At 64.6% G+C, this 26,899-nt stretch carries 27 protein-coding genes and 1 tRNA gene; 14 read left to right on the top strand and 14 right to left on the bottom strand.

Going from position 1 to position 26,899, the window contains the following annotated elements; genetic code table 11:
• The first annotated feature begins 39 nt into the window (after nucleotides 1-39).
• Nucleotides 40-5,325, top strand: coding sequence for a DNA polymerase domain-containing protein (locus MUG95_RS12400; RefSeq protein WP_247008188.1), 5,286 nt, complete (start codon nucleotides 40-42; stop codon nucleotides 5,323-5,325).
• A gap of 12 nt (nucleotides 5,326-5,337) precedes the next feature.
• Here the strand turns inward: MUG95_RS12400 and MUG95_RS12395 are convergent, their stop codons facing one another.
• The gene (locus MUG95_RS12395; RefSeq protein WP_247008186.1) at nucleotides 5,338-7,098 is read right to left on the bottom strand and encodes a histidine kinase N-terminal 7TM domain-containing protein; all 1,761 of its coding nucleotides are present in this window, start codon (nucleotides 7,096-7,098) and stop codon (nucleotides 5,338-5,340) included.
• A gap of 274 nt (nucleotides 7,099-7,372) precedes the next feature.
• Between MUG95_RS12395 and MUG95_RS12390 the strand changes: the two genes are divergently transcribed.
• The 9 genes from MUG95_RS12390 (at nucleotide 7,373) to MUG95_RS12350 (ending at nucleotide 13,859) form a co-directional block, all read left to right on the top strand.
• Nucleotides 7,373-8,305 carry an ABC transporter ATP-binding protein gene (locus MUG95_RS12390; protein ID WP_247008184.1) on the top strand — a complete coding sequence of 311 codons (933 nt, stop codon included), beginning with the start codon at nucleotides 7,373-7,375 and terminating at the stop codon, nucleotides 8,303-8,305.
• A gap of 57 nt (nucleotides 8,306-8,362) precedes the next feature.
• A complete protein-coding gene (sufB, locus tag MUG95_RS12385; protein WP_247008182.1) occupies nucleotides 8,363-9,793 on the top strand; it encodes a Fe-S cluster assembly protein SufB in 1,431 nt (476 codons plus the stop codon).
• A 15-nt stretch (nucleotides 9,794-9,808) separates the two neighbouring features.
• The gene (sufD, locus tag MUG95_RS12380; RefSeq protein ID WP_247008174.1) at nucleotides 9,809-11,020 is read left to right on the top strand and encodes a Fe-S cluster assembly protein SufD; all 1,212 of its coding nucleotides are present in this window, start codon (nucleotides 9,809-9,811) and stop codon (nucleotides 11,018-11,020) included.
• A gap of 118 nt (nucleotides 11,021-11,138) precedes the next feature.
• Complete coding sequence (locus MUG95_RS12375; RefSeq protein WP_247008172.1) at nucleotides 11,139-11,618, top strand: ferritin-like domain-containing protein; 480 nt, start codon at nucleotides 11,139-11,141, stop codon at nucleotides 11,616-11,618.
• A gap of 55 nt (nucleotides 11,619-11,673) precedes the next feature.
• The gene (locus tag MUG95_RS12370; protein WP_247008170.1) at nucleotides 11,674-12,111 is read left to right on the top strand and encodes a metal-dependent transcriptional regulator; all 438 of its coding nucleotides are present in this window, start codon (nucleotides 11,674-11,676) and stop codon (nucleotides 12,109-12,111) included.
• A 60-nt stretch (nucleotides 12,112-12,171) separates the two neighbouring features.
• A complete protein-coding gene (locus MUG95_RS12365; protein ID WP_247008168.1) occupies nucleotides 12,172-12,936 on the top strand; it encodes an HNH endonuclease in 765 nt (254 codons plus the stop codon).
• A gap of 34 nt (nucleotides 12,937-12,970) precedes the next feature.
• Nucleotides 12,971-13,089, top strand: a tRNA-Gln gene (locus MUG95_RS12360).
• Between the two features lie 167 nt (nucleotides 13,090-13,256).
• Nucleotides 13,257-13,628 carry a DUF2237 family protein gene (locus MUG95_RS12355; protein ID WP_247008166.1) on the top strand — a complete coding sequence of 124 codons (372 nt, stop codon included), beginning with the start codon at nucleotides 13,257-13,259 and terminating at the stop codon, nucleotides 13,626-13,628.
• 78 nt (nucleotides 13,629-13,706) lie between these two features.
• The gene (locus tag MUG95_RS12350; RefSeq protein WP_247008164.1) at nucleotides 13,707-13,859 is read left to right on the top strand and encodes a hypothetical protein; all 153 of its coding nucleotides are present in this window, start codon (nucleotides 13,707-13,709) and stop codon (nucleotides 13,857-13,859) included.
• A 1-nt stretch (nucleotide 13,860) separates the two neighbouring features.
• Here the strand turns inward: MUG95_RS12350 and MUG95_RS12345 are convergent, their stop codons facing one another.
• Complete coding sequence (locus tag MUG95_RS12345) at nucleotides 13,861-14,376, bottom strand: pyridoxamine 5'-phosphate oxidase family protein (RefSeq protein WP_247008163.1); 516 nt, start codon at nucleotides 14,374-14,376, stop codon at nucleotides 13,861-13,863.
• Between the two features lie 85 nt (nucleotides 14,377-14,461).
• Here MUG95_RS12345 and MUG95_RS12340 point away from each other — a divergent pair, with 85 nt between their 5' ends.
• Complete coding sequence (locus tag MUG95_RS12340) at nucleotides 14,462-15,118, top strand: DUF502 domain-containing protein (RefSeq protein ID WP_247008161.1); 657 nt, start codon at nucleotides 14,462-14,464, stop codon at nucleotides 15,116-15,118.
• Here MUG95_RS12340 and MUG95_RS12335 read toward each other — a convergent pair whose 3' ends face one another.
• Nucleotides 15,119-15,850, bottom strand: a complete 732-nt coding sequence (locus MUG95_RS12335) for a GNAT family N-acetyltransferase (RefSeq protein ID WP_247008159.1) — start codon at nucleotides 15,848-15,850, stop codon at nucleotides 15,119-15,121.
• Between the two features lie 268 nt (nucleotides 15,851-16,118).
• On the opposite strand from MUG95_RS12335, the gene MUG95_RS12330 reads away from it, so the two are divergent.
• Nucleotides 16,119-16,844, top strand: a complete 726-nt coding sequence (locus MUG95_RS12330; RefSeq protein ID WP_247008157.1) for an HD domain-containing protein — start codon at nucleotides 16,119-16,121, stop codon at nucleotides 16,842-16,844.
• Here MUG95_RS12330 and MUG95_RS12325 read toward each other — a convergent pair.
• Genes MUG95_RS12325 through MUG95_RS12315 form a run of 3 tightly spaced genes read right to left on the bottom strand, consistent with a single transcriptional unit; the run spans nucleotide 16,841 to nucleotide 19,124 of the window.
• A complete protein-coding gene (locus MUG95_RS12325; RefSeq protein ID WP_247008155.1) occupies nucleotides 16,841-17,566 on the bottom strand; it encodes a LysE family translocator in 726 nt (241 codons plus the stop codon). The two genes, MUG95_RS12330 and MUG95_RS12325, sit on opposite strands and share 4 nt — an antisense overlap.
• Before the next feature lie 2 nt (nucleotides 17,567-17,568).
• Nucleotides 17,569-18,759, bottom strand: a complete 1,191-nt coding sequence (locus MUG95_RS12320; RefSeq protein WP_247008153.1) for a threonine synthase — start codon at nucleotides 18,757-18,759, stop codon at nucleotides 17,569-17,571.
• A 47-nt stretch (nucleotides 18,760-18,806) separates the two neighbouring features.
• Nucleotides 18,807-19,124 (bottom strand): DUF8066 domain-containing protein, encoded by a 318-nt coding sequence (locus MUG95_RS12315; protein ID WP_247008151.1) that lies wholly within the window; start codon nucleotides 19,122-19,124, stop codon nucleotides 18,807-18,809.
• Nucleotides 19,125-19,201: 77 nt separating this feature from the next.
• Between MUG95_RS12315 and MUG95_RS12310 the strand changes: the two genes are divergently transcribed.
• Nucleotides 19,202-20,458 (top strand): NAD(P)/FAD-dependent oxidoreductase, encoded by a 1,257-nt coding sequence (locus MUG95_RS12310; protein ID WP_247008149.1) that lies wholly within the window; start codon nucleotides 19,202-19,204, stop codon nucleotides 20,456-20,458.
• On the opposite strand, the gene MUG95_RS12305 is transcribed toward MUG95_RS12310, so the two are convergent.
• From MUG95_RS12305 to MUG95_RS12275, 7 genes are all read right to left on the bottom strand, one after another.
• Complete coding sequence (locus tag MUG95_RS12305; protein ID WP_247008147.1) at nucleotides 20,450-21,166, bottom strand: metallophosphoesterase; 717 nt, start codon at nucleotides 21,164-21,166, stop codon at nucleotides 20,450-20,452. The genes MUG95_RS12310 and MUG95_RS12305 overlap by 9 nt on opposite strands.
• A 64-nt stretch (nucleotides 21,167-21,230) precedes the next feature.
• Nucleotides 21,231-21,830, bottom strand: a complete 600-nt coding sequence (locus tag MUG95_RS12300) for a J domain-containing protein (protein ID WP_247008145.1) — start codon at nucleotides 21,828-21,830, stop codon at nucleotides 21,231-21,233.
• A 50-nt stretch (nucleotides 21,831-21,880) separates the two neighbouring features.
• A complete protein-coding gene (locus MUG95_RS12295; protein ID WP_247008143.1) occupies nucleotides 21,881-22,636 on the bottom strand; it encodes a proteasome assembly chaperone family protein in 756 nt (251 codons plus the stop codon).
• Between the two features lie 5 nt (nucleotides 22,637-22,641).
• Nucleotides 22,642-22,824, bottom strand: coding sequence for an RNA-protein complex protein Nop10 (locus tag MUG95_RS12290; protein ID WP_247008141.1), 183 nt, complete (start codon nucleotides 22,822-22,824; stop codon nucleotides 22,642-22,644).
• Nucleotides 22,825-22,833: 9 nt separating this feature from the next.
• Nucleotides 22,834-23,634, bottom strand: coding sequence for a translation initiation factor IF-2 subunit alpha (locus MUG95_RS12285; RefSeq protein ID WP_247008139.1), 801 nt, complete (start codon nucleotides 23,632-23,634; stop codon nucleotides 22,834-22,836).
• A complete protein-coding gene (locus MUG95_RS12280) occupies nucleotides 23,634-23,807 on the bottom strand; it encodes a 30S ribosomal protein S27e (RefSeq protein WP_247008137.1) in 174 nt (57 codons plus the stop codon). Before MUG95_RS12280 ends, MUG95_RS12285 begins: the two co-directional genes overlap by 1 nt.
• Before the next feature lie 2 nt (nucleotides 23,808-23,809).
• Entirely contained in the window at nucleotides 23,810-24,094 is a 285-nt protein-coding gene (locus MUG95_RS12275) for a 50S ribosomal protein L44e (protein WP_247008136.1), read from the bottom strand.
• Between the two features lie 106 nt (nucleotides 24,095-24,200).
• Between MUG95_RS12275 and MUG95_RS12270 the strand changes: the two genes are divergently transcribed.
• Nucleotides 24,201-24,458 (top strand): HAH_0734 family protein, encoded by a 258-nt coding sequence (locus MUG95_RS12270; protein ID WP_247008134.1) that lies wholly within the window; start codon nucleotides 24,201-24,203, stop codon nucleotides 24,456-24,458.
• A 23-nt stretch (nucleotides 24,459-24,481) separates the two neighbouring features.
• Here the strand turns inward: MUG95_RS12270 and MUG95_RS12265 are convergent, their stop codons facing one another.
• Nucleotides 24,482-26,851: a DUF2298 domain-containing protein gene (locus MUG95_RS12265; protein WP_247008132.1), complete on the bottom strand. Its 2,370-nt coding sequence runs from the start codon at nucleotides 26,849-26,851 to the stop codon at nucleotides 24,482-24,484.
• Nucleotides 26,852-26,899: the final 48 nt, after the last annotated feature.

Below are 26,899 nucleotides of genomic sequence, written 5' to 3'. Positions count from 1 at the left end.
ACCGGGATTTTAGTCGGCGGTCCCGAACGGAGTGACAGCATGGACGGGACCGGGGCAAACGGACAGACAGGACTCGGCGATTTCGCAGGCGGGAGCGGCGGCGACGGCGACGAAGCGGCCGCCGACGCCACCCGTGACGCGGAGGCCGAGGCGCGGGCCGTCGCCGGCCGCGGCGGGTCGTCGTTCGAGGTCGTCGACGTAGACGAGTTCAAGTATCCCGAGGCCGACGGCGAGACGACGCTCGCGGTGACGCAGGTCGACTACACCGTCGAGTACAGTGCCGACGGCGAAGAGTACCCCGTCATCCACGTCTTCGGTCGCACTCCCGATAACCGCGAGACGGTCCACGTCGAGGTGTACGAGTTCCGCCCGTACTTCTACGCGCCGACCGACTCGCTCGACCCCGCGGACTTGGAGCGCGGTGCCATCACGGGCTACGAGGAGACCGACGGGGACGGCGACCCCTACGAGTCGATTCGGGGCGAACACCTGACCAAGATATTCGGCCAGACGCCCCGCGACGTGGGGCAGATGCGCGACGAGTTCGACCACTACGAGGCCGACATCCTGTTTCCCAACCGGTTCCTCATCGACAAGGACGTGACCAGCGGGATTCGGGTCCCGACGCGCCGCGAGGGCGACGGCGACGACGGCCCCCTTCGCGTGCCACACGAGGAGGTCCGGGCCGTCGACGCCCACGCCGAACCGCGCGTGAACACCTTCGACATCGAAGTCGAGGACCGGCACGGCTTCCCCGAGGACGGCGAGGAGCCAATCGTCTGTCTCACCTCCCACGACTCCGACGACGACGAGTACGTCGCGTGGCTGGCCGACGCTGACGCGGGGACCGACGCCCCGGAGTCCCTCGACGGCTACGACCCCATCGAGGACGACTTCGAGGCCGACGTGCGCGTCTTCGAGACGGAGGAAGCGATGCTCGACGCGTTCGTCACCTACATCGAGGACACCGACCCGGACCTCGTGACGGGGTGGAACTTCACCGACTTCGACGCGCCCTATCTGCTCGACCGCATGGAGGAGCTACAAGGTCCCCACCACGACCACGACCTCTCCATCGACCGCCTCTCGCGGGTCGACGAGGTGTGGCGCGACGACTGGCAAGGCCCGAACGTGAAGGGGCGGGTGGTGTTCGACCTGCTGTACGCGTACCAGCGAACCAAGTTCACCGAACTCGACTCGTATCGGCTGGACGCCGTCGGCGAGCAGGAACTGGGCGTCGGCAAGGAACGCTACCCCGGCGACATCGGTGACCTCTGGGAGGACGACCCGGAGCGACTGCTGGAGTACAATCTCCGCGACGTGGAACTCTGTGTCGAGTTGAACGAGCAACAGGACATCATCCCGTTCTGGCAGGAGGTGGCCTCTTTCGTCGGCTGTAAACTCGAAGACGCGACCACCCCCGGTGACGCCGTGGACATGTACGTCCTCCACAAACTCCACGGCGAGTTCGCCCTCCCCTCGAAGGGGCAACACGACGCCGAGGACTACGAGGGCGGTGCGGTGTTCGACCCCATCACGGGCGTGCGCGACATGGTGACAGTGCTGGACTTGAAATGCTTCAGTCCGGATACTGACGTTCTCACGCCGGATGGGCCCAAGAGTATCACCGAAATCGACGAGGGGGAGGACGTGTACACGCTGGACCCCGACACGTTCGAGTGTGAGGTCAAACCCGTCGCAGAAACCCACGAGTACGAGAACAAATTCGGCGAACTTCACCACCTCTCGGGCAACACGCACGACTTCAAGATCACCGAGAACCACCGGATGCTCTACTCGAAGGAACGTGGCTGGGACGAACAGGACCCGGCGGATTTCGAGTTCGCGGAGTACCGGGATGTCCCCGAATACGAACGATATGCGTTCCCCCAGCACGAGGCGATGGCTGGCCGTTCGCCGGAAACATTCGACCTGATCGACGAGATCGACGGTGGACACGTCGTTGCCTACTACGAGGACGACCTCCGGGAGTTCCGCCATCGGATGCCGGAGCAGGTCACGGACTCACTCGACCTCGTTCACGGTACCTCGGAGGCGATGGGGCTCCAGAAGAAGGTCGGGAAGTATCTAGTACCACTGCCGGTCTACCGCGAATATCGGAATGTCATCGATGAACACGCCGACGAAGTGTTCCTCAAGTACGATGCACAACACCGGGAGACTCCCCTCTCTTTCGAGATGGCTAATTGGCTCGAACTCGTCGGCTGGTACGTCACCGAGGGAAGTGCAGACCGTGCTGCCGGTCGGATCGTCATTCATCAGGACACAGACTCGGAACGGGAGGCAATCTGTCGTCTCCTCGACGAGATGGGCATCAACTACAATGTCGACGAGACCGGAGTCAATGTTTCCAACGAATATCTCCTCGACTGGTTCGTCGAGAACTGCGGGAAAGGATACAGTGAAAAACGGCTTCCGGAGTGGGTCTTCGATTTCGACGGCGAACTCCTGACGGTCCTCCTGAACACGATGATTCGGGGTGACGGGAGCCGCGCGGACTCCGGGCTCGGAAAGTTCTGGACCAAAAGTGAATCGCTCAAGGACGGAATCGCCACCGTCGCTGTTCGCTGTGGCCACAAACCGACGGTCTCGAAACAGTCTGATGGAACGTGGTACGTCTCTGTTGGCAAGCGAGGATCGTTCAAGAAATCGACGAACGCGACCGTCGAAGAACACGACGGCAACGTCCACTGTATTACTGCAGAGGACAACCACGTCGTCCTCGCTGGTCGAAATGGGAACTTCCAGTGGATCGGTCAATCGCTCTACCCGATGTGCATGGTCACCATCAACGCGAGCCCCGAGACCAAGGTCGACCCCGATACCTACGAGGGCGAGAGTTTCAGAGCCCCTAACGGCCAGCACTTCCGCAAGGAACCAGACGGGGCCATCCGGGAGATGGTCGACGAACTCCTCACCGAACGCGAGGAGAAGAAGGCCCGCCGGAACGACTACGACCCGGACAGCCGAGAGTACGAGCGGTTCGACCGACAGCAGGCAGCTGTCAAGGTAATTATGAACTGCTTCACCCCGGATACTGACGTGCTGACTCCCGAGGGTGTCCAGAACATCCGGGACCTCGGTGTCGGTGACGAGGTATACTCGTTGGACCCCGAAACGATGCAGATGGAGGTGAAGCCCGTCGTCGAAACCCACGCGTATCCCGACTACCGCGGTGAGGTGGTCGACATCGAGACGAGCGAAATCGACTTCAACGTGACGCCGAACCACCGGATGCTCGTTCGGAAAAACGAGACGAACGGCATTACGGAGGACGAGTATGACTTCGTCGAAGCTGGTGAACTGGACGACGCGACGAACTACGAACTCCCGCACGACTGGAGCGGACCGGACGGCCAAGAACTCAGTGAAGTAGACTTTACCGAACTACTGGATTGTGAGTTCGAGGTGTGGGCAAACAACGACGTTCACGGGCACACACTCGCGTCCGAAGTCGGCTGGTATCCCGACAAGATAGTTCGACAAGAGGTGGACGATACGGGATACGTGTTTACCGCCGACGAGTTCGAGGAACACCGAGAATATCTGGACGGGGTCTGTTCGGAGTTCTATGTCCACGGTGAGCGTGGCCGGAAGTGGATTCCGCGGTTCTTCGACGGTGACGATTTCCTCGAACTGCTCGCCTGGTACATTACCGAAGGGTCGGTCCACACGTCCGAGGACAAGCAGTTTGGCGAGAATTTCCGTGGGAGCGCGACAACTGTGCAGGTAGCTCAAGATGCTATCGCGGACGGCGGAGCGGCCGACGACCATACTGCCATCGGGAGCCTCCTCGACCGGATGGGTTTCGACCCGTACGTCGACGAGAAGGGGTACCAGTTCACGTCTAGACTGCTCGGTGAGTGGCTCGAAACAACCTGTGGAGCCGACAGCTTCGAGAAGCGGATCCCCGAGTTCGTCTTCGAAGTGAGCGACCGCCAGAAACGCCGCTTCCTCGATACACTCATCGATGGTGACGGAGACTGGCAGACGAACTCGTGGCGGTATAGTACTGCGAGCGAGCGACTCCGTGACGACGTGCTCCGTCTCTGCGCCCACCTCGGCCTCACAGCCAGTTACAACGAGGACAGCGGGACGTACCGCATCTACGTCACCGAGGACAGCAAGAACACGCTCCGGATGCACCGGAGTGCGGAACGCTCGACGGCCGACGACGGCGTCTACTGTGTCACCGTCGAGGACAATCATACGCTGTTAGCGGGCAGGAACGGCAAGTTCCAGTTCGTCGGTCAATCACTCTACGGCGTTCTCGGGTGGGACCGATTCCGCCTGTACGACAAGGAGATGGGCGCGGCGGTCACTGCCACCGGACGGGAAGTCATCGAGTACACTGACGAAGTCGTCGAGAACGAGGGGTACGAAGTAATCTACGGTGACACCGACTCGGTGATGCTGGAGGTTGGTGGCGTCGGACCAGATGATGTCGAGGGCGACGTTGAGGTTACCGACGCCATGCGCGAGAAGCATCCGGAGATGGACGACGAGGAACTCCGCCAGATTGCCGCGACCATCCGCAAGGGCTTCGAGTTGGAGGAGGTCATCAACGAATCGTACGACGAGTTCGCACTCGAACAACTGGACGCAGAGTTCCACCGCTTCGAAATCGAGTTCGAGAAGCTCTACCGGCGGTTCTTCCAAGCAGGCAAGAAGAAACGCTACGCCGGACACATCGTCTGGAAGGAGGGGAAAGACGTCGACGACATCGACATCACGGGCTTCGAGTACCAGCGGTCGGACATCGCGCCGATTACCAAGGAGGTCCAGAAGGAAGTCATCGACCGCATCGTCACGGGCGACGACGTCGAGAACATCAAAGAGTACGTCCACGAGGTGATCGAGGACTTCGAGGAGGGGAACGTCAGCTTAGACGACGTGGGCATCCCGGGCGGTATCGGGAAGAAACTGGACAACTACGACACCGACACCGCCCAAGTTCGGGGGGCGAAGTACGCCAACCTCCTGTTGGGGACGAACTTCAACAGCGGGTCCAAGCCAAAGCGGCTCTACCTCCGGCGGATTCACTCGGACTTCTGGGACCGTGTGGAGGCCGAGCGAGGACTCGACCCGGCCGAAGACCCCCTCTACGGGGAGTTTCGACGTGACCCCGACGTCATCTGCTTCGAGTACGAGGACCAGATACCCGAAGAGTTCGAGGTGGACTGGGACAAGATGCTCGAAAAGACACTGAAGGGGCCAATCGAGCGGATTCTGGAGGCACTGGACGTGTCGTGGGACGAGGTCAAAAGCGGGCAGGAGCAGACGGGGCTGGGCAACTTCATGTGACCGGCGGGGTCGCTATCCGCCGTCGCGTGGTGTCCCGCCGTCGCTGACAGTCTCTGCGGGGTCGGTTTCACCCGCGTCGTCGTCCTCGACCTGAGACGGGTCGGCCGCGACGCCGACGAACTCGAAGCGCGCACCGCCGTCCGTTCCCTCGGTGATGGTGACCTCCCAGTCGTGGGCCTCGGCGGCCGTTTGGATGATGGTCAGCCCCATGCCGGTCCCGTCGGCGTCCGTCGTGTAGCCCTTGTCGAGGACCTTGTCGCGTTCGTTCTCGGGGATACCGGGGCCGTCGTCTTCGACGTAGAACCCTTTGGGGAGGTCACCGACGGAGACGGTAACCGCGTCACCGCCGTGTTGGATTGCGTTGCGAAAGAGGTTCTCGAACAGTTGTGTCAACTGCGACTCGTCGGCGGCCACGTCATCGTCGGCTAGCACTTGCAGCGTCGCCTGTCTCGTGTCGACGTTCTCCCACGCCGTCTCGGCGACGGTTCCGAGGTCGAGGCGTTCGGGGTCGGTGACGGCCTGCCCTTGGCGCGCGAGTGCCAGAACGTCGTCGATGAGTTCGTCGATGCGGGCGTGGGCGTCGGCGACCTTTTCGAGGCGTTCGTCGTCCTCACGGTCGATACGGGCGAGTTCGAGTTGTCCGCGCGCGATGGAGAGTGGGTTCCGCAGGTCGTGAGAGAGCATGTGTGCGAAGTCTTCGAGGCGTTCGTTCTGCTCTTCGAGTTCCGCCGTCCGGTCCCGGAGCTTCGCGCGAGCGCGCGCGAGTCTGGTAACGTCTTGGAAGAGGACGATAGAGCCACGGCCCTCGCCGGCTTGGTCGGTGACTTGTGAGACATCGACCTGGTAGTGTCTCGTATCGTCGTCGCGTTCGACGGTGAACGTCCCGTGTTCTCCCCTGTCGTGGGCGTCGCCGATTACCGGGTACGCCATCGAGAGTTCGCGCAGACTCTTGCCGAGCAGTGTCTCGGTATCTACACCGAGGATGTCACAGACCCGGTCGTTCAGGTCGACGACGGTCCCGTTGTAGTCGAGGACGAGAAATCCGGTCTGCATCTGGTCGACGACGGCGGTTCGGGCGACGGGAACGATGTCGAGAATACGGTACCGGAATATCATCAGCGACGCGAGCGGCAGCGAGAGAGCGAACCCGGCACCGGTGTAGTTGACCTGTGTTAGTCCCAGCAAGTACGCGGCGTTGAGTCCCCACGGGACCGCCGCGGCACCGATAATCGAGGCGACCTGTCCGCGGTAGTGACGGTTCGTCCGCTCGTAGGAGAGGAACAGGAACGCGGCGACAGCGATAGCGACGTACGCGGCCAAGTGGGCGACGTAGAACATCGGCCCCCAGTCGACGACGAGGACGGACAGGCCGTTCACCGTCGCCGTTCGGAGGTTACGGAAGGTGAGGTTCCCGATGTCGAGGATAGCCAGCAGGCCGGCGATAGTAAACGGTGCGAGCAGTGGGACGAACCGACGTGGGTGCCGCCACTCCTTGCGGTCGCTGTAGTCGACGGCGAACGCGAACAGCGAGACGATGACGACGAACGCACTGAGGAAGTAGGCAGTGTAGAGCCACCGTTTCAGGACGGCGTCCGTGACTGCGAGGCGAACCGCGTCGGAGAGGCTCCAGAAGACCGCAGCGGTCGCCAACAGCATAACCGTCTCGACAGATAGTCGAGGATGGTCCCGATTCTGGTAGAGAACCCAGAGAATCGGCGGCAGAAGGACGATAGGTGCGACGAACGGAGCCAACACCCAACTAAATTGTAACACTGTCTGTCAGTGTGTCGTGAACATTTATGAATATTGCGGGCCTTTCGGGCAGGAGAGCAATGCTACGGCACGCCCGTACCGGCCCGGGGTTGATGTCGTCCCAAACGCCGGTTGTACCAGTCAGTGGAGACAGGGCGACCGCAGGTTTGCGCTGCGGGCGGTGGTTTTAGACTCTACAAAATCGAGTTTCACAGACCCAAACCAATACGGGAAAATCCGAAAGTATTATGCGTGCCACAGCCCGATGTGCAGATGACTTAGGTGACCCTAAATTATGGCAACACTCGAAATATCGAACCTTCATGCGGAAGTCGCCGAAGAGGGCGGCGAAACCATTCTGCGCGGCGTCGACCTCGAAGTACAGTCCGGTGAGATTCACGCGTTGATGGGGCCGAACGGAAGCGGGAAGTCGACGACTGCGAAGGTCATCGCCGGCCACCCGGCCTACGAGGTGACCGACGGCGAGGTTCTGCTCCACCTCGACGCCGACGAGTTCGGAGACATGGACGAGGAAATTCCCGAGGACCTGCAGACGTGGAATCTACTGGAACTGGAGCCGAACGAGCGCGCCGCGCTCGGCATCTTCCTCGGCTTCCAGTACCCCGCCGAAATCGAAGGCGTCACGATGGTCAACTTCCTCCGGACCGCGCTGAACGCCAAACTCGAAGAGCGCGAGGAACTGTTCGAAGACGAGGACGAAGTCGAGGCCGAGAGCGAAGAGGAGACGAACGAGGACGCCGCCGGCTACGACACGTCCCCGATGGAAGGCCCCGCCGACGAGGGTGACATCGGCGTCGCCGAGTTCCAGGAAATTCTCCAGGAGAAGATGGAACAGTTGGACATGGACGAGCGGTTCGCCCAGCGATACCTCAACGCCGGCTTCTCCGGCGGCGAGAAGAAGCAAAACGAGGTGCTGCAGGCCGCCATCCTCGAACCGTCCGTCGCCGTGCTCGACGAAATCGACTCGGGGCTCGACATCGACCGCCTGCAGGACGTCTCCAACGGCATCAACGCACTCCGTGACGAGGAGGGCGCGGGCATCCTCCAGATTACCCACTATCAGCGCATTCTCGACTACGTCGAACCGGACCACGTCCACGTCATGATAGACGGCGAAATCGCCAAGTCCGGCGACGCGTCGCTGGCAGAGAAACTGGAGGACAAGGGGTACGACTGGGTGCGCGAGGAAGTCTACGAGGCCGCGTAATCGTAAACGGCTAGCACAGACTAATACGTAAGCAGAAATAAACAATATACACCAACAATGAGTTCAGATCAAGACCATCTCAAGGATACGGACACCGAGAAGCGGTTCGAATTCAAGAAAGAAGAGAACTCCGCGTTCCAGGCCGAGAAAGGCCTCGACGAGGAGACGATCAGGGTCATCTCGGACGACAAGGACGAGCCAGAGTGGATGCTCGAGCGGCGTCTCCGCGCACTCCAGCAATTCAAGCAGATGCCGATGCCCGACGGCTGGCCGGGCGCACCCGACCTGAGCGAAGTCGATGTCGACGAAATCGTTCCCTACATTCGCCCGGACATCGAGACGCGCGGCGGAGCCGAGAACTGGGATGACCTCCCCGAGGAGATTCAGGACACGTTCGACAAACTGGGCATCCCGGAAGCCGAGAAGAACGCCCTCTCTGGCGTCGGTGCCCAGTACGAGTCCGAAATCGTCTACCAGAACATGCAGGAGCAGTGGGAGGAGCAAGGCGTCATCTTCTGTGACATGGACAAGGCGGTCCAGGAGCACGAAGACATCGTCAAGGAGTACTTCATGACCAAGGCCGTGCCGCCCAGCGACAACAAGTTCGCGGCACTGCACGGTGCCATCTGGTCGGGCGGTTCGTTCGTCTACGTCCCCGAGGACACGAGCGTCGACATGCCCGTCCAGGCGTACTTCCGAATGAACTCCGACGGGATGGGCCAGTTCGAGCACACGCTCATCGTCGCCGAGGAGAACTCCGAAGTTCACTACATCGAGGGCTGTTCCGCGCCGAAGTACTCGGCGTTCAACCTCCACAGCGGTGGCGTCGAGGTGTTCGTCAAGGAGAACGCTCACGTTCAGTACTCGACAGTGCAGAACTGGTCGAAGAACACCTACAACCTCAACACCAAACGCGCCATCGCCGAGGAGGACGCCACGATGGAGTGGGTGTCCGGGTCCATGGGCTCGAAGGCGACGATGCTGTACCCCTCGACCATCCTCAAGGGGCCCGGCGCGACGGACAACCACATCACCATCGCCATGGCTGGCGAAGGACAGAACATCGACACCGGTGCGAAGGTGTACCACAACGCGCCCGACACGAAGTCGACCATCGAGTCCAAGTCCATCTCCAAGGACGGCGGCCGCACGAACTACCGCGGCCTCGTCCACATCGCCGACGGCGCGGAGGACGCCTCCACGTCCGTCGAGTGTGACGCGCTGATGTTCGACAACGAGTCCACTTCCGACACCATGCCGTACATGGAGATTCAGGAGAATCAGGTGGACGTGGCCCACGAGGCTACCGTCGGCAAAATCGGCGACGAGGACGTGTTCTACCTCCAGAGCCGCGGCCTGGACGACGACGACGCAAAGCAGATGATCGTCGCTGGCTTCATCGAGCCGCTCACGGAGGAACTGCCCATCGAGTACGCGGTCGAGATGAACCGACTCATCGAACTCGAGATGGAGGGCTCGCTCGGGTAACCCCCGGAGGCTACCATGAGTACGCAGGTACACGCGAACCTCACGGAGGAGCAGGTAACCCAAATCAGCGAGGACCTCGGCGAACCCGAGTGGCTGTTGGAGACGCGACTCGACGCCCTCGACGCCCTCGATACGGCGGCGATGCCCGACGTCATCAGGACGCCGGGCCGCGAGTGGACGAACCTCGACGCACTCGAGTACGAGTCGTTCGTCGACCCGCTGGACCGCGCACAGGAGAAAGACCGAATCGAGGCCGAGGGCGTCGATGTCCTCGGCTGGGCCGACGCGCTCGACGAGCACGGCGACCTGATAGAGGACTACTTCGGGAGCGTCGTCGACCCACAGCGGGACTACCTCACCGCGCTCTCGACGGCCCTGTTCTCGGCCGGAACAGTCGTCTACGTCCCCGAGGGCGTCGACGCCGAGGACGTGAAGATTCGGACGCGGATGAACAGCCAGTCGCTGTTCAACTACACCCTCGTCGTCGCCGAGGAGTCGGCGTCGGTGACCATCCTCGAACGGCAGGGGACCGGCGAGGATATCGACGGGAAGCGATACTACAGCGGCGTCGTCGAGGCAGTCGCCGGGGAGAACGCACACATCCAGTACGGCGCGCTCCAGACACTCGACGAGGAGACGTACAACTTCTCGGTCAAGCGCGGCCACGCGAAGCAGTACGGCACCGTCAACTGGATAGAGGGGAACATCGGTTCCCGACTCACGAAGACGAGCGTCGAGACGCGACTGCTCGGTGACTCCTCGGAGTCGAAAATCGTCGGCGCGTTCTTCGGCCACGAGGACCAGCACTTCGACATCGCCTCCCGCGTCTGGCACGAGGCCGAACACACGACGGCCGACCTCGTGACCCGGGGCGTGCTGGACGACAGTGCCCGGTCGGTCTACGAGGGCGTCCAAGACGTGGGCCGCGAAGCGTGGGACACGAGTTCCTACCAGCGCGAGAACACGCTGATGTTGAGCGACGAGAGCGAGGCCGACGCCTCGCCGAAACTCATCATCAACAACCACGACACCGAGGCGAGCCACTCCGCAACCGTCGGACAGGTCGACGAGGAGGACATGTTCTACATGACCTCGCGGAGCATCCCCACGGAAACCGCTCGCAACATGCTGGTCGAGGGCTTCTTCGTGCCCGTCCTCGAAGAGGTCGAAGTCGCGGAACTCCGCGAGGACCTCCAAGAGCGTATCGCGGTTCGGTTGCGGAACTGACCCGCGCCGGTACTCCCGTTTTGCCCGTGACAGTCCGGAGGGCCACAGGACACGGGACTTAAGTTTCCGCCTCTCGGACTGTAGGTATGGTAGACGGACAGGAGTCGGGGTGGTCGCCGTGAGCATCCAGCAGTCGGTGTCGGGGGACCACCAACTCGCGCGCCTGCTCCAGATCGGCGTCGTCCTTGAAGAGGTGGTCGAAGCACGTGCCGGCGAACACGCCAAATCGCTGGAGACGACCGACCCGGACGTGGAGGCACTGTTGGACGAGGCCGCCGCGGAGTCGGCCGCCCACCGCGAGCGACTGGAAGGCGTCATCGACCAACTCGACGCCGACACGATTCCGTTCGAGGAAATAAAGGGGTTAGTCGCACAGCAGTACGAGGCCGAGGCGGACTTCGACGGCGTCCTCTACGACCAACTCTGTAACGAGGAGACCGCCTACAAGTTCTACGACGACCTCATCGGAGCCGTCGAGGACTCCGACGCCGAGTTCAGCATCGACCGCGGGGAACTACTCGACACGCTCGAAGCCATCCGCGAGGACGAGGCCGACGGCGTCGAACAGGTCACGGAACTCATGGAGACGGGAGCATGACACGAAACAAGCGAGACACCGCCGCGAACTGGTGTGACCGACGGGAGGGGAACCGATGAACACCGCCGACCAGTACCTCAAGGCCATCTACCTCGTACAGGAACAGGAGGACGGGCCAGCGTCGACGGGTCGCGTCGCGGACATGCTGGAGGTCAGTCCCGCGAGTGCCAACGAGATGATCGGCAAACTCGAAGAGCGCGAGCTGCTCGACCACGAGAAGTACAAGGGCGTCACGCTCACCGACGAGGGCATCGTCGCGGCCCGCGAGGCACTCCAGACGTACTGTATCATCGAGCGGTTTCTGCTCGAAGTGCTCGACGTCGAGGAGTTTCGTACCGAGGCCAAGCAACTCGAACCGGTCATCGACGAGACAGTGGCCGAACGCCTCGACACGATTATCGACCGCGCCCCGCAGTGCCCGGACTGCTTCGCCCCTGAAGAGGACGTATGCGGCCTGCTAGATGTCGAAGCCGACCCCGACCCGGCGGACTGACAGATATTATTTCACCCCGTCAGACGGAGATATTTGTCGGATGGAGGTGCAGTTCCAGCTATGGAGTGTCCCACCTGTGGAAAGAGACTCTCGACGGAGCGTGGAATGCGACAGCATCACACCAAAGTCCACGATGATCCGTTGCCGAACCGAGAGTGCTCAGGGTGCGGGACTGGTTTTTATGACCCAAAGGCGCGCCTCGAATATTGCGACGACTGTAACCCGAATGGGGGAGAGAACAACGGCAACTGGAAAGGCGCGAAAGAGGCGACAGAGTGCGGACGGTGCGGTGACGAGTTCGATTTTTATCCCTCAAATAAGAAAGGGGTATACTGTTCGGAATGTGTCGAAGAAGCCGACGAGTTTCTGGGGACACCGTACGCTGAAACCGTCGACGCCGACAGAGTAACTAGGAACTGTGACTACTGCAGTACGGAGATAACGGTTCTCGAGTGCAATCGTCGGTACGGTATGGGCCGTTTTTGTTCTCGTGAGTGTCTGTCCGAATGGATGTCCGAGAACCGGCGCGGTAAGAAGCATCAGCAGTGGCAAGGTGGAGACGAGGGGTACTACGGTCGTTGGTGCTCGATCCGCCGCAAGGTCCTCGCGCGTGACGGATACCGTTGCCAGGTTTGTGGAGTCGAAGCCGAAGAGCTCGGGCAGAATCCAGACGTACATCATATCACTCCGATGCGGGCGTTCGAGAACGCGCAGGATGCACACACGATGGAGAACCTCGTCGCACTCTGTCGGTCGTGTCACCACGAAGTGGAAGATGGGCGTATCGATATTTCAGTCACCCTGCCGGATGGCGTTCAAGAGTAACACTCTTACCCATTCAGCCAGTGCCACTAATTGCAGTCCCGTGGTGTAGTGGCCAATCATAGCGGCCTTTGGAGCAGTTCAATCCGAGCAACCGCTCGCTGGGTTGTGCTGTGAGGTCAGCCGTTGACGGCGGTTCGAATCCGCCCGGGACTACTTTTGCGACGAACGGACGTGAGGAGCAAATAGCCGACGGTGGATTCGAAGCAGACGGCGCGAGGATTCGTGCCGTCAAGGTTCGAATCCGCCCGGGAGTATATATCACTCCTACAGCCCAAGTTACCGCTCGGGATACTTTTCAGGTTCCCGCCCCGAACACGACTATGAGCGACGAGCGTAACGTCCTCGGAACGGCCCTCGAACGCTGTAGCGGGGACCCGGAGACGGGCTATCTCCGGGACGGGTACTGTCGACACCTGCAACGAGACCCCGGCCGACACGAGGTGTGTGCGGTGGTGACCGAGGAGTTCCTCCAGTTCAGCAGGGCACAGGGGAACGACCTCGTGACGCCCCGGCCGGATTTGGGGTTTCCGGGCCTCGAACCGGGCGACCGGTGGTGTCTCTGTGTGCCGCGGTGGGTCGAGGCCCACGAGGCGGGCGTCGCGCCGCCCGTCGTGCTGGAGGCGACGGCGGAGGCCGTCCTCGACGACGTGGCTGTCGAGACACTCAAAGAGTACGACGCCGCGACACAGTAACGAATCAGAGGGTGTCGGTCGGTATCGGCACGATTCAAGAGTGTGGCGACCCGATGGGGAATCGAGTAGCAACCGACTATGTTCGGCGTCGTCGCACACGCAGGTCCGACCGACCCGGGCCACGTCCTCGTGGACGCGGCAGTAGGCGTCGGTTTCGGGGTGGTCCTCGTGGGACTGTACCTGCTGGCGTTGCGGTACTACGTCGGTGGGGGGCGGCAGGGAGCCGACTGACTCAGGCCACGTCGTCCATCCGGTCCGAGAAGTCCCACGTCGAGACGCGGGTGGGGTCGATACGGATGACGACTTCCTCGCGGTCCTCGGCGAGGAGACGGGTCGCCAGCGAGTTGTCGGTCCCCCCGAGGTAGCGGTCGATGAGTGCTTCGAGCGTCACCTTGTCGTCGTCGGGTTCGACGGTCGCCGTTCCCTGTCCGCGGACGCCCATGTACGGCGGGTCGTTCACTGACACCTCGAACGCCAGTTCCGGGTCCGCACGGAGGAAGTCGACGACGTCGGCCTCGTTCGCGGTCGCACAGCACAACTGGTCGTCGCGGTAGAGGTACCACAGCGAGAGCATCCAGAGGCCACCGCTGGGCGTGTGACAGGCGAGGCGGATGGGGACGAGCGCGTCGGTGAGGAATTCGGTCGTGCGGTCGCCGTCCCACGGCCCGGTCGTGGGGAACGGGAGCGTCCCGGTCGCCGTGCGGTCGTCCCCGTCGGCCGCCACGCGGTCGGCGGCGTCGTCGGTCATACACCCGGTACGGGCGCGAGCAACAAAGTGGTTCGTGGTCGACCCGGACGCTACGCTTTTGTCCGCGGCCCGACAGGGGAAGAGCATGCGTCTCTGGTCGACACTGCGGAGCAGTTTCGTCGCGGGCGTCGCGCTCGTCGCACCGCTCGCGGTGACGCTGTTCGCGCTCCAGTTGCTCGTTGGATGGGTCACGTCGGCGATAAACCCCCTCGTCCAAGGGACGCGGCTGGCGCAGTACACGGCTAACTACGAGGTGGTGGCACAGCTACTCGCCATCGTCCTCATCGCAATCGCCGTCGCGCTCCTCGGCTACTTCGCACAGCGGAGTTCCGGCGAACGACTGTTCGCCCTCCTCGACCGTGGTATCGGTGTCGTCCCGCTGGTCAGGGTCATCTATTCGAGTGTCCGGCAGGTGTCGACCGCACTGCTGGAGCAGTCCGACCGGTTCGAGAGCGTCGTTCTCGTGGAGTACCCGCGCGACGGCGTGTACGCGCTCGGGTTCATCACCGGCGACAGCCCGGAGCCGGTGGGTGACATCACGGGCGAGCAGACGTACAACGTGTACATGCCCAACAGTCCGAACCCGACCGGCGGGCGACTCATCATGGTTCCCGAGAGCCGGGTTCACGACGTGGACATCAGCGTCCGCCGGGGCGTCCGCCTCATCGTGACGACGGGCATCGAGGAACGGCAGGAGGAGATAGCGACACTCGCGGCCGAGAGTGAGACATCCGCGGCGTGACTACATGTAGGCGGCGTCCCAGCGCGTCGGTTTTCGGCTGTTACCACACGTGTCACACTCGATGCGACCCATGGCGTCCATCGCGTTCGCCAGCGACTCACACTTCGCGCAGTAGTACCCGTACTGTTCCGTGCGGGCCTCGTCGTTGTAGACGACGTGGAACACGTCGATGGAGCCTTGATCCACGTCGTCGTGGTCGACGTACACCGTCTTTCCCTCCGGCGTCGTAATCGGCTGGAGGCCGGTCGGCTCGGCCTCGACGTACAGTGCCTCGGTGTAGGTCCGCCCGTCGATTTCGACTTCTCCCTCGCCGACCTTCTCGAAGCCGTGGTCGTCGTAGAAGGCGTTACCGATTTCGTTCATCGAGAGCACGCGACCCCGCAACTGTGGGATACCGCGGTCCTGTAGCCGAGAGCGAACCGCCTCGAACAGGTCCGATCCGATACCGCCGCCGCGGTGGTCCGGGTGGACGTGGAGCCAGAGCAAGTCCGCTCCGGCCTCGTCGTCGTGGATGACGACTTCGCTGAAGCCGACGGCGTCGCCGCCCTCTTCGGCGACGAGGATGAGCATGTCCTCGCGGTCCAGTTTCTCGGTGAATTTGTCGTTGTCGTACCACTGATGCACCGTCCCCTCGATAGTCTGCGGGCTGAGTGTGTAGGACGCCTGCAACGACCGTTCGGCTATCTCCTGTATCGCCGACTGATCGTCCAGAGTCGCTTCTCGGACTTCCATGTGGGACAGTATGGTAGTAACTGGCATAAATGTACGTCAATCGGTCGTCACCGAAACCGGATTCACCGCCGTCGGGCAGTCGTGTGTCCGGGGTGGATGGCACGGCACCGCTGGGACCGAACGCCACCGACGGGGCCGCCTCAGCGTGCCAAGCCGTGGTCGACGACGGGAGTGGACGATAGTTTTCCGGTTGTCGTAACGCTAAAGGCCTGTTGACGCTTTTATATCCGTAAGATGAACAACGAACGATTCGTTTGGGGGTGGTTCCGTGGGTGTTGAGATACGGGAATCACCCGTCTCGGACGCGGATTTCGAGGAGATGCAGACCTTCGTTCACGACTATCTCGCGGCGTCTGTCGAGGCAGAGGACGAGGGTGGACGGATGCGGTGGTACCCGTGGCACTCCGCGGAGTACCGGTTCAACCACATCATGAACGTGGTCGAACTGTCCGCCGACATCGCCCGCGAGGAGGGCGCGAACGCCGACGTGACTCGGGTCGCGGCCCTGTTCCACGACATCGCCAAACTCGAAGCCGACCAGGACGTCCACGCCGAGGAGGGTGCCCGCATCGCGCGCGAATACTTGACGACCCGGTGTGACTACCCGCAGTCGTTCGTCGACGAGGTGTGTGCGGCCGTCCGGGACCACTCGTACCAGGGTGACCTCTCGAACTTGCCGCTGGAGACGCAGTGTCTCATCGAGGCGGACCTCCTCGACAAGGTGGGTGCCAACGGCACGGCACTGATGCTGTTGCGGATGGGCTACGAGTCCCGGACGCACATGGACGCCTCGGAGATGGTCGGCCGCGTCCTCGAACGCGGCCACGACGCCGCAGAGCGCGTCGAGAGCGACACCGCCGAGAGCATCGTCCACCAGCGACTCAAGCGTGTTCGGTGGTTCCGCGAGTGGCTGGAGATGGAAGTCGCCGAGATGGGCGAAACGGAGGGCGACGTGGTCCCCGACGTGCCCGCCGAGATGGACGCCGACGACTAACGCAGCGTCGTCAGCCCGTCGGCGAGGAAGAAGAGTCCGAACCCAGCGAGTACCACCGCGCTCCCGAGCGCGACGGCCGGGCCGAGTCTGTCGACGCGTCGCCCGGCCGCCACCAGCACCGCCGGGAACCCCGTTATCCAGACGACGATACCGCCGAACAGCCCCGCGATGAGGAGCGGGCTGCCCGTCCTGACGACGAGGAGGTCGGCCAGCGACGCGCCCACGTACGGCGTCTGTGCGAGGACGTCCACGGTGCCCGGTTCGAGCAGGCCGACGCCGACGGTCAGCCAGAAGGCGACCTGATACGGGTTCGTGATGGCGAGCAGGAACGCCCGTCGGAAGCCACGGGCCGCGTCCCACGGCCCCGCCCCCGTGTCGGACTGCTGGGTGTCCGTCCCATCCGCCGCCGCCACGCCGAACGCTCGGCGGGCGTCGCCGACTGTGGCGTACGCGAAATACAACATGAGACAGCCACCGGCGAGAACCATCACACCCCGAACGGTCGGTTGCCGCTGGACGACGGCGACGACGCCGACCAGCGCGAGGAGGAGGAAGCACGCGTCGGCGACCATCGCACCGACACCGGCGACGAAGCCCGCGAGCCACCCTTGGACGACGCTCTCCTCGGCGATGACGGCGTTCATCGGCCCCGGCGGTGCGGCGAGTGCCAGTCCGAACACCGCCCCCGCCAGTGCCGTCGCGAGCGGGTCACCCGCTGTCATGCTCAGATGCCCTTGCTCATCAGGTGACTGCGGAGGAGGTCGGCCTCGACACCGCCGGCGAGCGTGTTCACGAGGACGACGGTGTCGTCGGCGTCGAACGCCCCCGACTCGCTCAGTTCCCACGCACCGCTGGCGGCGGGTCCGGCACTGGCCGCCATCTCGACGCCCTCGGCCTGTGCCACGGTGACGGCACTGTCGAGGATATCCGGGTCGTCGGTGGCGACGGCACCCCCGTCTGTCGCCCGGACCGCCTCCAGCACCGTGGCCCCACCGGCTGGGTCGGCTACCTCGACACCGCCACAGATGGTGTCCGGCCGCTCCCACGCCTCGGTGTCGTCCTCGCCCGCCTCGAACGCCTCGGCGACGGGGGCACAGTCCGCGGCCTGTGCGGCGTAGAGAGCGGGCACGTCTTCGACCAGGCCGAGTTCCCGCAGGTCGGCCATCCCACGGCGGACGCCGGTGAGGCCGACGCCCTCGCCGGTCGGGTAGACCACCGCGTCCGGGGGTGACCAGTCGAGTTGCTCGGCGAGTTCGTACGCGAGGGTCTTGGCACCCTCCCGCCGATACGGTTGGTCGAAGGCGGCGAGTGAGTGCCACGGTTCGTCGGCGACGGCGTCCGCGAACGCGTCGACGGCGTCGCCGTAGCGGCCGCCGACGACGTTCATCTCGCCGCCGTGAACGTTTATCATCGCCTTGTGGTCGAACGGCGTGCGCGACGGGACGAACGAGTGAGAGTCGAGGTCAGCGCGGGCGGCGTAGGCGGCGGCCGACTGGCCGGCCGGACCCGGCGTCGGGAGGGCGACGGCGTCGGCCCCTGCCTCGTGTGCGGCCGTCACGGCCAGCGCGAGGCCGCGGTCGGTGACGCTCCCCGTGGGGTTCGCCCCCTCGTCTTTGATGTACACTTCGGCCACGCCGAGTTCGTCGGCGAGTCGCGGCGACCCGACCAGCGGCGTCGCGCCCTCGTCCATCGTCACGAGGGCGTCCCGGTCGAACGGCAGGAGGTCGGCGTAGCGGGCGACGCCATCGAACCGCTCGTCGGCGAGCGTCTCGCGGGAGACGGACATCACGCCGTGGTCGTACTCGACGGCGAGCGAACCGCCACAGTCGGGACAGCGGCCCGTCGCCTCGGCGGGGTCGAACGTCGCATCGCAGTCGTCACAGGTCACGCCGCGGACTGCCGGAGACGTGTGCATGAGCGTCCCTCCGGGCGCGACGGACTAATCCCTGTCCGTTCGCGTCCTCACGGGTTGGCGTCGTCCCCACCCGTACCGTCGTCCTCGCGTTCGACCATCGTCGCCAGCGACGACGCGATGGATTCGAGCGCGTCCGTCCGTCGGCGGTACGTCGTCGCGAACCAGCGCAAGAACCGCACGCCGTAGTACACCACCAACACCATCGTCACGGCGAGGAGGCCGACGAGTATCTGCTGGACGATGAGCAGACTGTACAGGAGGACGAGGCCACAGAACAGGAACACGGCGGCGTCCGCGAATCTGGACGGGTGGAAAAAGCGAATCGGCTGGCTATCCGTCGGCGGAGCACCAGTTTCGGAGGGCATGGCGGCGAGTTCGGACGGGCGGCGGATAATCGTTGTGTGACAGGAGTTTTTTGACCGGCCGCGACCTCTGTCCGGGCATGACAGACGTGGTAGTCGTCGGTGGAGGCCTCGCCGGACTGGTCGCGGCCCGCCACCTCGCCGCCGACGGTGCCGACGTGACGCTGTACGAAGCCCGCGAGGCAGTCGGCGGGCGGGTCCGGTCGGTCCGTGAGGACGGGTTCGTCTTCGACCGCGGGTTTCAGGTCCTCTTCACCGCCTACCCCGCCGCCCGCCGGGAACTCGACTACGACGAACTCGACCTCCGCTCGTTCACCGGCGGCGCGACCATCGCCCACCCAAACCGCCGGACGGTCCTCGCCGACCCGCTCGACAGCCCCGGCGACATCACCGAGACGCTGTTCAACACCGACGTGACGCTGGGCGACAAGGTTCGACTCTTCCGCCTCCAGCGCGCGCTGTCGGGCGTCGACGACGAGGCACTGTTCGACCGTGGACCTCGGGAGTCCGTCGAGTCCTATCTCGTCGGTCGGGGTTTCTCGCGGGACTTTCTCGACAACTTCGCCGCGCCGTTCTACGGCGGTATCACGCTCGACCGCTCGCTCTCGACGGACGCCGGCGTCTTCCGGTACACGTTCAAGATGCTCGGCGAGGGACAGACAGCGGTGCCCGCCCGCGGGATGGGTGCGATATCGGACCAACTCGCGGACCGCGCCCGCCGAGCCGGTGCCGATATCCGACTCGGAACGGCGGTCACGGCCCTCGACACGGACGAGGACGGCGTGACCGTCGAGACGGCCGACGGAACGGTGGCCGCCGACGCCGCCGTGGTCGCCACGGACCCGCCGACGGCGGCGGACCTGACCGGCGTCGACGGGATTCCGACTGAGACGCGGGGCTGTGTCACCCAGTACTACGGCCTGCCCGGCCACGTCGAGTTGGACACCGGCAAGAAGATACTGCTCAACGCCGACGGGACCGACCCCAACCAGGTCGCGCCGCTGTCGGCCGTCGCGCCGTCCTACGCGCCCGACGACCGGACGCTCCTCTCCGCGACGTGGCTCGGGACCCCCGAAGCCGACGACGGGACGCTGTTCGAGCGTGGGCGGTCGACACTCGAAAGCTGGTACCCCGAGCGACGATTCGACGCGATGGAACTGCTGCGGACCGACCGCGTCGACGTGGCACAGTTCGACCAACTGCCGGGGTTCCGGGCCGACCTGCCGGCCCCCGACACGCCCGACGGCCCCGTGGTCCTCGCGGGCGATTACACCCGCTGGTCCTCGATTCAGGGAGCCCTGGAGAGCGGCCGCGTCGCCGCGGCCCTGTTAGAGTAGGTGCCGAAACTCGCCGAGGGCTGGGAACGTGCGGGTCTCGCCGGCAGTCTCGTCCCGGACGACCGGCCGGAACCGGTCGAGGTCGGAAACTAGCGGGGACATGAGCGAGGGGGGGCCGTACCGCCCGTCGACCGGGACGCCCTCGACGAGGTGGCTGAACGCCGGCAGGACGAGAACGTCCGCGCCGCGATAGACGCCGGGGCCGTAGAGGTAGCAGTGCCACTTCTGGCCCTCGATGGTAATCGTCGGGTGGTCGTGACCGACGACGTACAACTCGGCCTCGGTCGTCGGTTCGTGGTGTCCGTGACAGACCACGGCCGTTCCCGCGCCGTCGGCCCCGACGCCCGGGACGGCGTCGAGGACGTACTCGTCGTGGACCGTCCCGTTCCAGAGCGTCTCCAGCATCGTGTCGTGGTTCCCGCGGATGACGACGAGTTCGGCCCCGGCGTCACCGACCGTCCGTATCAGTGCCGTCAGCGTCCCCTCGGCGTCGGCGGGCACGCGGTCGAACGAGTGGAGTACGTCCCCGGCGAACACCACCCGCTCGATGTCGTGAGCCGCCAGAAGTGCCTCGAGACGGTCCACGATATTCTCGCGTTCGCCGAGCGGCAGGTCGACGTTCGCGGTCCGCCCTTTTCCGATGTGGAGGTCAGCACAGACGAGTGTCTCGTCGAGGACGAGGGCACGGTCACGGAAGGTGGCCTCCATCGGGCCTGAATCGGGACCCCGCGAGTAAATGCCTGCCGTCCGACCCGTCCGGCCCGGGCGAAACTCACCCCGCGTGCTGTTTCGCGGTGGTGTACGCTTCCCGGACGCGCTTGAACTCGTCTTCGTCGCCGCCGTGGTCGGGGTGGACCTCTTTGACTTTCCGGCGGTACGCGGTCTTTATTTCGTCCAGTCCGGCCCCGCTGGGGAGGCCGAGGACGGCGAAGGCGGCCCGGCGCGGGTCGAGGTCCGACTCCGTCTCGTCTTCGAGGTCGATGTCGGGCGTCTCGAACGGCAGTCGCGGCCCGAGCGCGACGCCGGGCAGTTCGTGTTCCACCAACACCGGACTCGTCGCCGACCGCTCGATGCGGTAGAACGCACGGGCGTCGAACGTGATGGCGACGTCACGCTTCGGGAGGTAGAACGCGACGTGCTGTCCCTCGACGAAGTGCCGTTCCGCGTACTGCTCGTCGATGGCGTCGAGGTAGTTGCGGATTTCGGCTCTGCGGCGCGTGTCGCCACTGTCCGTCTGCCGCTCCGGTTCCCGGCTCGGAAACCGACGGACGGCGACGTAGAACAGGCCCGCGACGAGGACGCTAGCGGCGACACCGAGCAGGAGGCCCTCCACGAACCACGCCGGAAACGACTGTAACACCGCGCCGTACACGCCCCACTGTATGGGTCAGATGCTAAAGAATGTCTCGGAGTCCGTCGCTCTCAGCCGATGTATCGCAGGTCCTCGTCGGACGGCGTCGGCGTGCCCTGTTCCATCTCCTGTATCTTGCGCACGACTTCCTCCATCTCCTCGGCGCGGTCCTCCAGCGACCCGAAGTCCACCTCGAAGCCGACGAGGTCCTCCAACACCGTGAGCACTGCCTGCGCGCTCTTGGGGTCGACGAGATAGCCGCTCGTCTCGCCCATCAGGCAGGCCGTCTCGATGTCTCGGCGTTCGCCCAGTCCGAGCATGAGACCGGAGACGCCGACGATGCCGCCCGCCGGTTCGTCGTCGCGGAACTCCACGCCGACATCTTCGAGGTCCGCGACCACGTCGTCGGTCGTCCCGGCACCGAGTACGTCGTACTCCTCGATGAGTTCGCCGGTGGGGACGCCGCCGAGGGCGAACGCCCGGTCGACGCCGAATTCCGCCGCCACGTCGAGGATGCGGTCGGTCAGCAGGTAGTGACCGCGGTTGCTCTGTGCCTGATGGTCACCGGTGAGAACCAGCAGGTCCTGTCCCTGCTCGGTCTGGACGGCGTGAAACTCGGCGTTTGCCAGTTCCGAGCGGCCGTCCTCGATGGCGACCTGTGGCGGGAAGTGCTGTGAGTAGATGCGGCGCACGGCGTCACCGTCTAACTCCTCGACGAGATGTTCGGCGGCGAGTTTCCCGACGTGCCCCACACCCGGCAGTCCCTCGACCAGTACCGGGTCCGACAGGTCGGGGTCGGCGAGTGTCTCGACTTCGAATTCGTCCATACCCCCTATTCGGACCTGCGTCGCTTAATAGCGCGTCGATATTTTCCGTAGGGGTCCTCAGGGTCGAACGGTGCCGGCGCGCTGTTGCCGGCGGCACCGCCACAGTCGGGACAGGTGTCAGACAGCGTGTAGACTGGCCGCTCGTGTTCGGTCTCCCACTGCAGACAGACGCGGATGTCGGATTTCATCGCCGAGCGTTACTCGTCGTCCTGTCGACGCTCGCGGTGGTACTCGCCGGAGCCACCGTGGTCGGCGACGACGGCACTCGCACGCTCTGCACTCTCTTCGAGGTGGGACTCGGCGGTGCTGTAGTCGGGTGCCCTGACTTCGATGCGGTACTCGGGCGACCCGACGTACGTCACGTCGAGTTCGACTTCGTCGGGAATCTCGCCGTTACCCTCCGCGGCCTGCAGTGCCTCCTTGATGACGTCCACGCCGTCGGGGCTCGGACAGGAGAGGTCCACGTAGCCGGTGACGTTGACGTAGGGAACGGAGACGTTCTCGCGGGCGGCCTCGACGATAGCCTCGATTTCGTCCTCGGAGAGGTCGGTGTCTTCGAGTGTTTCCGCCCCGTGGATGGCGGCCTGCTCGAAACCGTCGTACATCGACCCGAACTCGGCGAGGAGTTCGTTCGCGATGGCGGCGTACGTCTCGTCGGCGATGTCCTCGCCGAAGGCGATTTCCATCCAGTTGTCGGCCTTCTGCTCGTTTTTCCACTCCTGTATCTTGTCCTTGCGCTGGTGGTCGTTGACGTCCTTGATGGAGAGGTCTATCTGCTGGCTCTCCTTGTCCACGTCGAGTACCTTGGCGACGACGGTCTGGCCCTCGCTGACGTGGTCGCGGACGTTCTTTATCCACCCGGACGCGACTTCGCTGACGTGACAGAGGCCCCGTTTGTCCTGATACTCCTGCAGGTCGAGGAACACGCCGAAGTCCTCTATCTCGTCGATGCGGCCGACGACGAGTTCGCCGGGGTCCGGCCAGCCACTGTATTTCATTATCGTGCCTCGACGGTCTCGGTCACCTCGCCTTCGATGGCCGCGTTGCCGCCAGTCGGGCGGGCGAGCGTGTGCCCACAGACGGCACACGAGACTTCGGTCGCGACCTTCCCGAAGACGACCTGTTCGTTCTCACAATCCGGACACTGAACGCGGTAGAAGCTTCCTGCCATTGTTACTCCTGGAACTCCAGTCGACCGGCGCGCCATCCCTCGCGGAGGTGAGCCTTGCCGCAGTCGCTGCAACGGTACTTCAGGTCGGTCTTCTTCGTCGGCTTGTCGCCACCGGGGACCTTGGAGAACTTCCCCTTGTTCCCGATGCCGGAGCCGCGCCGGGCGGCCTGCCGGTCGTTGACCTTCTTCATTCCCGAGGACCGGCCCGTTCGGACCTTCTCGACCTCGTGTTCGTGATGTTCGTTACAGTGTGGACAGTACGTATTGAAGCGGCGTGGCATCTGCATAGATATCGACCTTGCGGACCGTAGGAGAGGGGCCACTAAAACCCGTTTGGTTTCCCGCGGACGAGCCTTCGAAGCGCTTAATGCCCGATTGTCCGAAGCGGGGTGCATGAAGAAACTCATCGTCCACGGGGACCCCGGCATCCGCAAGGAGTCGGTCATCGAACTCGACGGCGAGGAGTACGTCTGCTTCGGCGTCGCCCGGCAGGGCGACTGGCACGGCCCCGAAGAGGTCCAACTGTGGTGTACCATCGGCGACGAGGACGAACGCGAGACGTACCAACGCCGCGAGTACATCCCGAACCACCTCGACACCGTAGCCGTCGACGCCGAGGCCATCGAAGTCGTCGGAAAGGCGTCCGCCTGAACCGCTCGCCGTCCCGCTTTCTCTTACTCGCGCGGAAGCGCGTCCCGCTCGACGCCGTATATCACCACGTCACCCCGCGCCAGTTCGACGGTCACGCCCGGCACGTTCCTGACAGTGATGTCCGCGTACGTGGCACGCTCGGCCGGCCCGACGTAGATGTAACTCACGTTGTACGCCCGGAGCAGTTCGGCCTGCCGCTCGGGCGACCCGACGTAGATGCGGCGCACGTCCGCCGTGCGGTTGGTGTATGCGTCCTCGCCCCGGTACCCGATTTCGTGGTGCCAGCCGACCACCGTCGGAAGGCCGGTGAGACTGGCGGCCGCGCTCGCGCCGTCGCCCTCGGCCCCGTTCCAGTTGTACCCGCCGGGCGCGGAGACGATGGTCGGCCGTCCCGTTCGGTTGTCCAGCCAGCGAATCGCCGGTGCCTCGCCGGGGTGGGCCGTCGCCACGAACGCCGTCGCGTCGAGCGTCGGGTCGTCCGTCCGGGCGATGGCACCGTCGTCGTCGAAGTGGTTCGCCAGCGCGAAGGCACCGTACACCGACGCGGAGACGAGGAGCACCACCGCGAACGCGCGCATGGCTTGCCCCCATCGCTCGCCGGAGAGCGCGAGCGTCGGGCGGTGCCGGTAACAGAGGTGGGCGAGTGCCGCGCCCGCCGCGACGGCCCACAGCACCCATATCTGCATGTACGTCTTGAACACCGTGTTGAACCGACCCGGTGCGGCCTGTTCCTCGATGTAGACGAACTCCACGAGAAGGAGCAACCCCGCACCCGCGACGAGCAACACGAGTTCGAATCCCGGCCGGTCGAGGGGCGGGCCGCCGTCGTCTGCTGGCTCCGTTCCGCGTGCAGTCGACGCCTCGGCACCGCCGTCGGTGCTGGCGACGCCAGCGTCGGCCCCGGCGGCGACTGTCGCCCGCTCGGTCAGTCGGAGCAGGAGCCATCCCACGACGAGGAGCGGCGCGAACACTGCCACCGCCGCCGCGTCGACGGCGACGCCGACGGCCACGACGACTGCGACGGACGCGGCGGCGGCGAGTCGCCACCGGCCGGTCAGCCGCGGCACAGCGTGCCGGAGAACATAGGGGACGAACACGAGCAGGAACGTCCCGTGAACCAGCACGAGCGGGCCGAGCGGACTCCGGTCGGGGAGGACGGCGACCGACCGGGTGCTGGCCGTCCCCAGCCAGAAGGGGAGCGACCAGAGGACACCGACGGCGACGACGAGCGCGCCGCCACCGACCGCGACGAGCGTCCGGAGGCTCTCGTCGGCCCGCCAGTCGTCGGCGGTGAGACGGGTCCGGAGTGTGCCGGGTAGGAGCGTCCGCGGGTCGCTCGGCGCGAACAGGAGGGTCAGCGCGGTGAGGCCGCCGGCCGTCGGGAACGACCACGTGTTGACGACGGCGAGGAGGCCGGCGAGTGGCGGAAGGAGGCCGGCGACGAGCAGCCGCCGCCGTCGCAGTGCCGACTCGGGCGTCAGGTAGTAACTGAAACAGAGCGCGCCGACTAGCAACAGGAACGGTGTACTCATCATGTGGGCGTGGAGGTCACCGTTCAGGAAAGCGAACAACGGGAACTCGTTGATTGTCCCCTCGATGACGCGGCTGGCGTCCCAGTAGTTGAACTCCGCGGGCGGGTTCACCACCGTCGGGTCCACCGACAACAGCCCGGCGACAGCGGCAACCACGCCGTCTGGGAGCAGCCACGCGAGCAGTTCCACCGGCGTCGAGAGGTTGCTTGCGATGCCGACGAAGAGCGCGCCCAGAACCGCACCGGACCGGCGGGGCGTCCCGCGGTGGGCGGCGAGCGACCCGGCGAGGCCGTACGCGGCTGTCACGAGCATGGCGTAGAAGCCCGCGAGCGCGAGGTTGTAGGCGAACCGCGGGGCGGTGCCGGTCAGTCGCGTGAGGAGACTCGCGAGCAGGTGGCCCCCGTAGTAGTAACTGACCGGCTCACCGGCGAACCACATGTCCTCGGGCGGGAGCGTCTCGGCCCGCAGCAGCGACCGAAGCAGGCCGAAATCGAGGAACTTCTCCCCGCCGATGGGATGGACCGCCGGGTCGACGGCGCGGATAGCGACCAGAAACAGGAACGCGACGGCGAAGACGGCGGCCGTCTCGCCGACGACGGCGGTGTCGATGGCCGGGCGTCGGCGGTAGAACGCCGCCGCCGCGAGGGCGAGGAGGACGACGACGCCGGCGGGAACTGCGAGCGAGAGGGAAACGTGGCCGAGGAGGTAGCCGACGAACCAGAGGATGGTGGCGGCGAGTGGAATCGCGACGCCGACGCCACGGTCCGCGAGTCGCGGGAACAGCACCGCGGCGAGCGGCAGCCCTGCGAGCAAGAGCGCGAGGTACACGCCCATCCAGAGCGCGACGAGACCGTACTCCATTCACCCGACAGAGACGCGGCCGGAACTATACGTCTTCCGTCTCCGGGG

Source organism: Halorientalis litorea, assembly GCF_023028225.1.
Lineage (GTDB): Archaea > Halobacteriota > Halobacteria > Halobacteriales > Haloarculaceae > Halorientalis > Halorientalis litorea.
The sequence above is the reverse complement of the archived record's forward strand: the minus strand, read 5'-3'. Positions and strand labels throughout refer to the sequence as shown.

What these genes read in the sequence shown, in the direction of transcription:
- MUG95_RS12285 (WP_247008139.1), bottom strand. Translation starts at nt 23,634, where the DNA reads ATGAAATACAGTGGCTGGCCGGACCCCGGCGAACTCGTCGTCGGCCGC.
- MUG95_RS12265 (WP_247008132.1), bottom strand. Translation starts at nt 26,851, where the DNA reads ATGGAGTACGGTCTCGTCGCGCTCTGGATGGGCGTGTACCTCGCGCTC.
- MUG95_RS12315 (WP_247008151.1), bottom strand. Translation starts at nt 19,124, where the DNA reads ATGCCCTCCGAAACTGGTGCTCCGCCGACGGATAGCCAGCCGATTCGC.
- sufD (WP_247008174.1), top strand. Translation starts at nt 9,809, where the DNA reads ATGAGTACGCAGGTACACGCGAACCTCACGGAGGAGCAGGTAACCCAA.
- MUG95_RS12325 (WP_247008155.1), bottom strand. Translation starts at nt 17,566, where the DNA reads ATGACAGCGGGTGACCCGCTCGCGACGGCACTGGCGGGGGCGGTGTTC.
- MUG95_RS12305 (WP_247008147.1), bottom strand. Translation starts at nt 21,166, where the DNA reads ATGGAGGCCACCTTCCGTGACCGTGCCCTCGTCCTCGACGAGACACTC.
- MUG95_RS12295 (WP_247008143.1), bottom strand. Translation starts at nt 22,636, where the DNA reads ATGGACGAATTCGAAGTCGAGACACTCGCCGACCCCGACCTGTCGGAC.
- MUG95_RS12275 (WP_247008136.1), bottom strand. Translation starts at nt 24,094, where the DNA reads ATGCAGATGCCACGCCGCTTCAATACGTACTGTCCACACTGTAACGAA.
- sufB (WP_247008182.1), top strand. Translation starts at nt 8,363, where the DNA reads ATGAGTTCAGATCAAGACCATCTCAAGGATACGGACACCGAGAAGCGG.
- MUG95_RS12370 (WP_247008170.1), top strand. Translation starts at nt 11,674, where the DNA reads ATGAACACCGCCGACCAGTACCTCAAGGCCATCTACCTCGTACAGGAA.
- MUG95_RS12310 (WP_247008149.1), top strand. Translation starts at nt 19,202, where the DNA reads ATGACAGACGTGGTAGTCGTCGGTGGAGGCCTCGCCGGACTGGTCGCG.
- MUG95_RS12400 (WP_247008188.1), top strand. Translation starts at nt 40, where the DNA reads ATGGACGGGACCGGGGCAAACGGACAGACAGGACTCGGCGATTTCGCA.
- MUG95_RS12345 (WP_247008163.1), bottom strand. Translation starts at nt 14,376, where the DNA reads ATGACCGACGACGCCGCCGACCGCGTGGCGGCCGACGGGGACGACCGC.
- MUG95_RS12270 (WP_247008134.1), top strand. Translation starts at nt 24,201, where the DNA reads ATGAAGAAACTCATCGTCCACGGGGACCCCGGCATCCGCAAGGAGTCG.
- MUG95_RS12335 (WP_247008159.1), bottom strand. Translation starts at nt 15,850, where the DNA reads ATGGAAGTCCGAGAAGCGACTCTGGACGATCAGTCGGCGATACAGGAG.
- MUG95_RS12350 (WP_247008164.1), top strand. Translation starts at nt 13,707, where the DNA reads ATGTTCGGCGTCGTCGCACACGCAGGTCCGACCGACCCGGGCCACGTC.
- MUG95_RS12355 (WP_247008166.1), top strand. Translation starts at nt 13,257, where the DNA reads ATGAGCGACGAGCGTAACGTCCTCGGAACGGCCCTCGAACGCTGTAGC.
- MUG95_RS12320 (WP_247008153.1), bottom strand. Translation starts at nt 18,759, where the DNA reads ATGCACACGTCTCCGGCAGTCCGCGGCGTGACCTGTGACGACTGCGAT.
- MUG95_RS12290 (WP_247008141.1), bottom strand. Translation starts at nt 22,824, where the DNA reads ATGAAATCCGACATCCGCGTCTGTCTGCAGTGGGAGACCGAACACGAG.
- MUG95_RS12280 (WP_247008137.1), bottom strand. Translation starts at nt 23,807, where the DNA reads ATGGCAGGAAGCTTCTACCGCGTTCAGTGTCCGGATTGTGAGAACGAA.
- MUG95_RS12365 (WP_247008168.1), top strand. Translation starts at nt 12,172, where the DNA reads ATGGAGTGTCCCACCTGTGGAAAGAGACTCTCGACGGAGCGTGGAATG.
- MUG95_RS12390 (WP_247008184.1), top strand. Translation starts at nt 7,373, where the DNA reads ATGGCAACACTCGAAATATCGAACCTTCATGCGGAAGTCGCCGAAGAG.
- MUG95_RS12340 (WP_247008161.1), top strand. Translation starts at nt 14,462, where the DNA reads ATGCGTCTCTGGTCGACACTGCGGAGCAGTTTCGTCGCGGGCGTCGCG.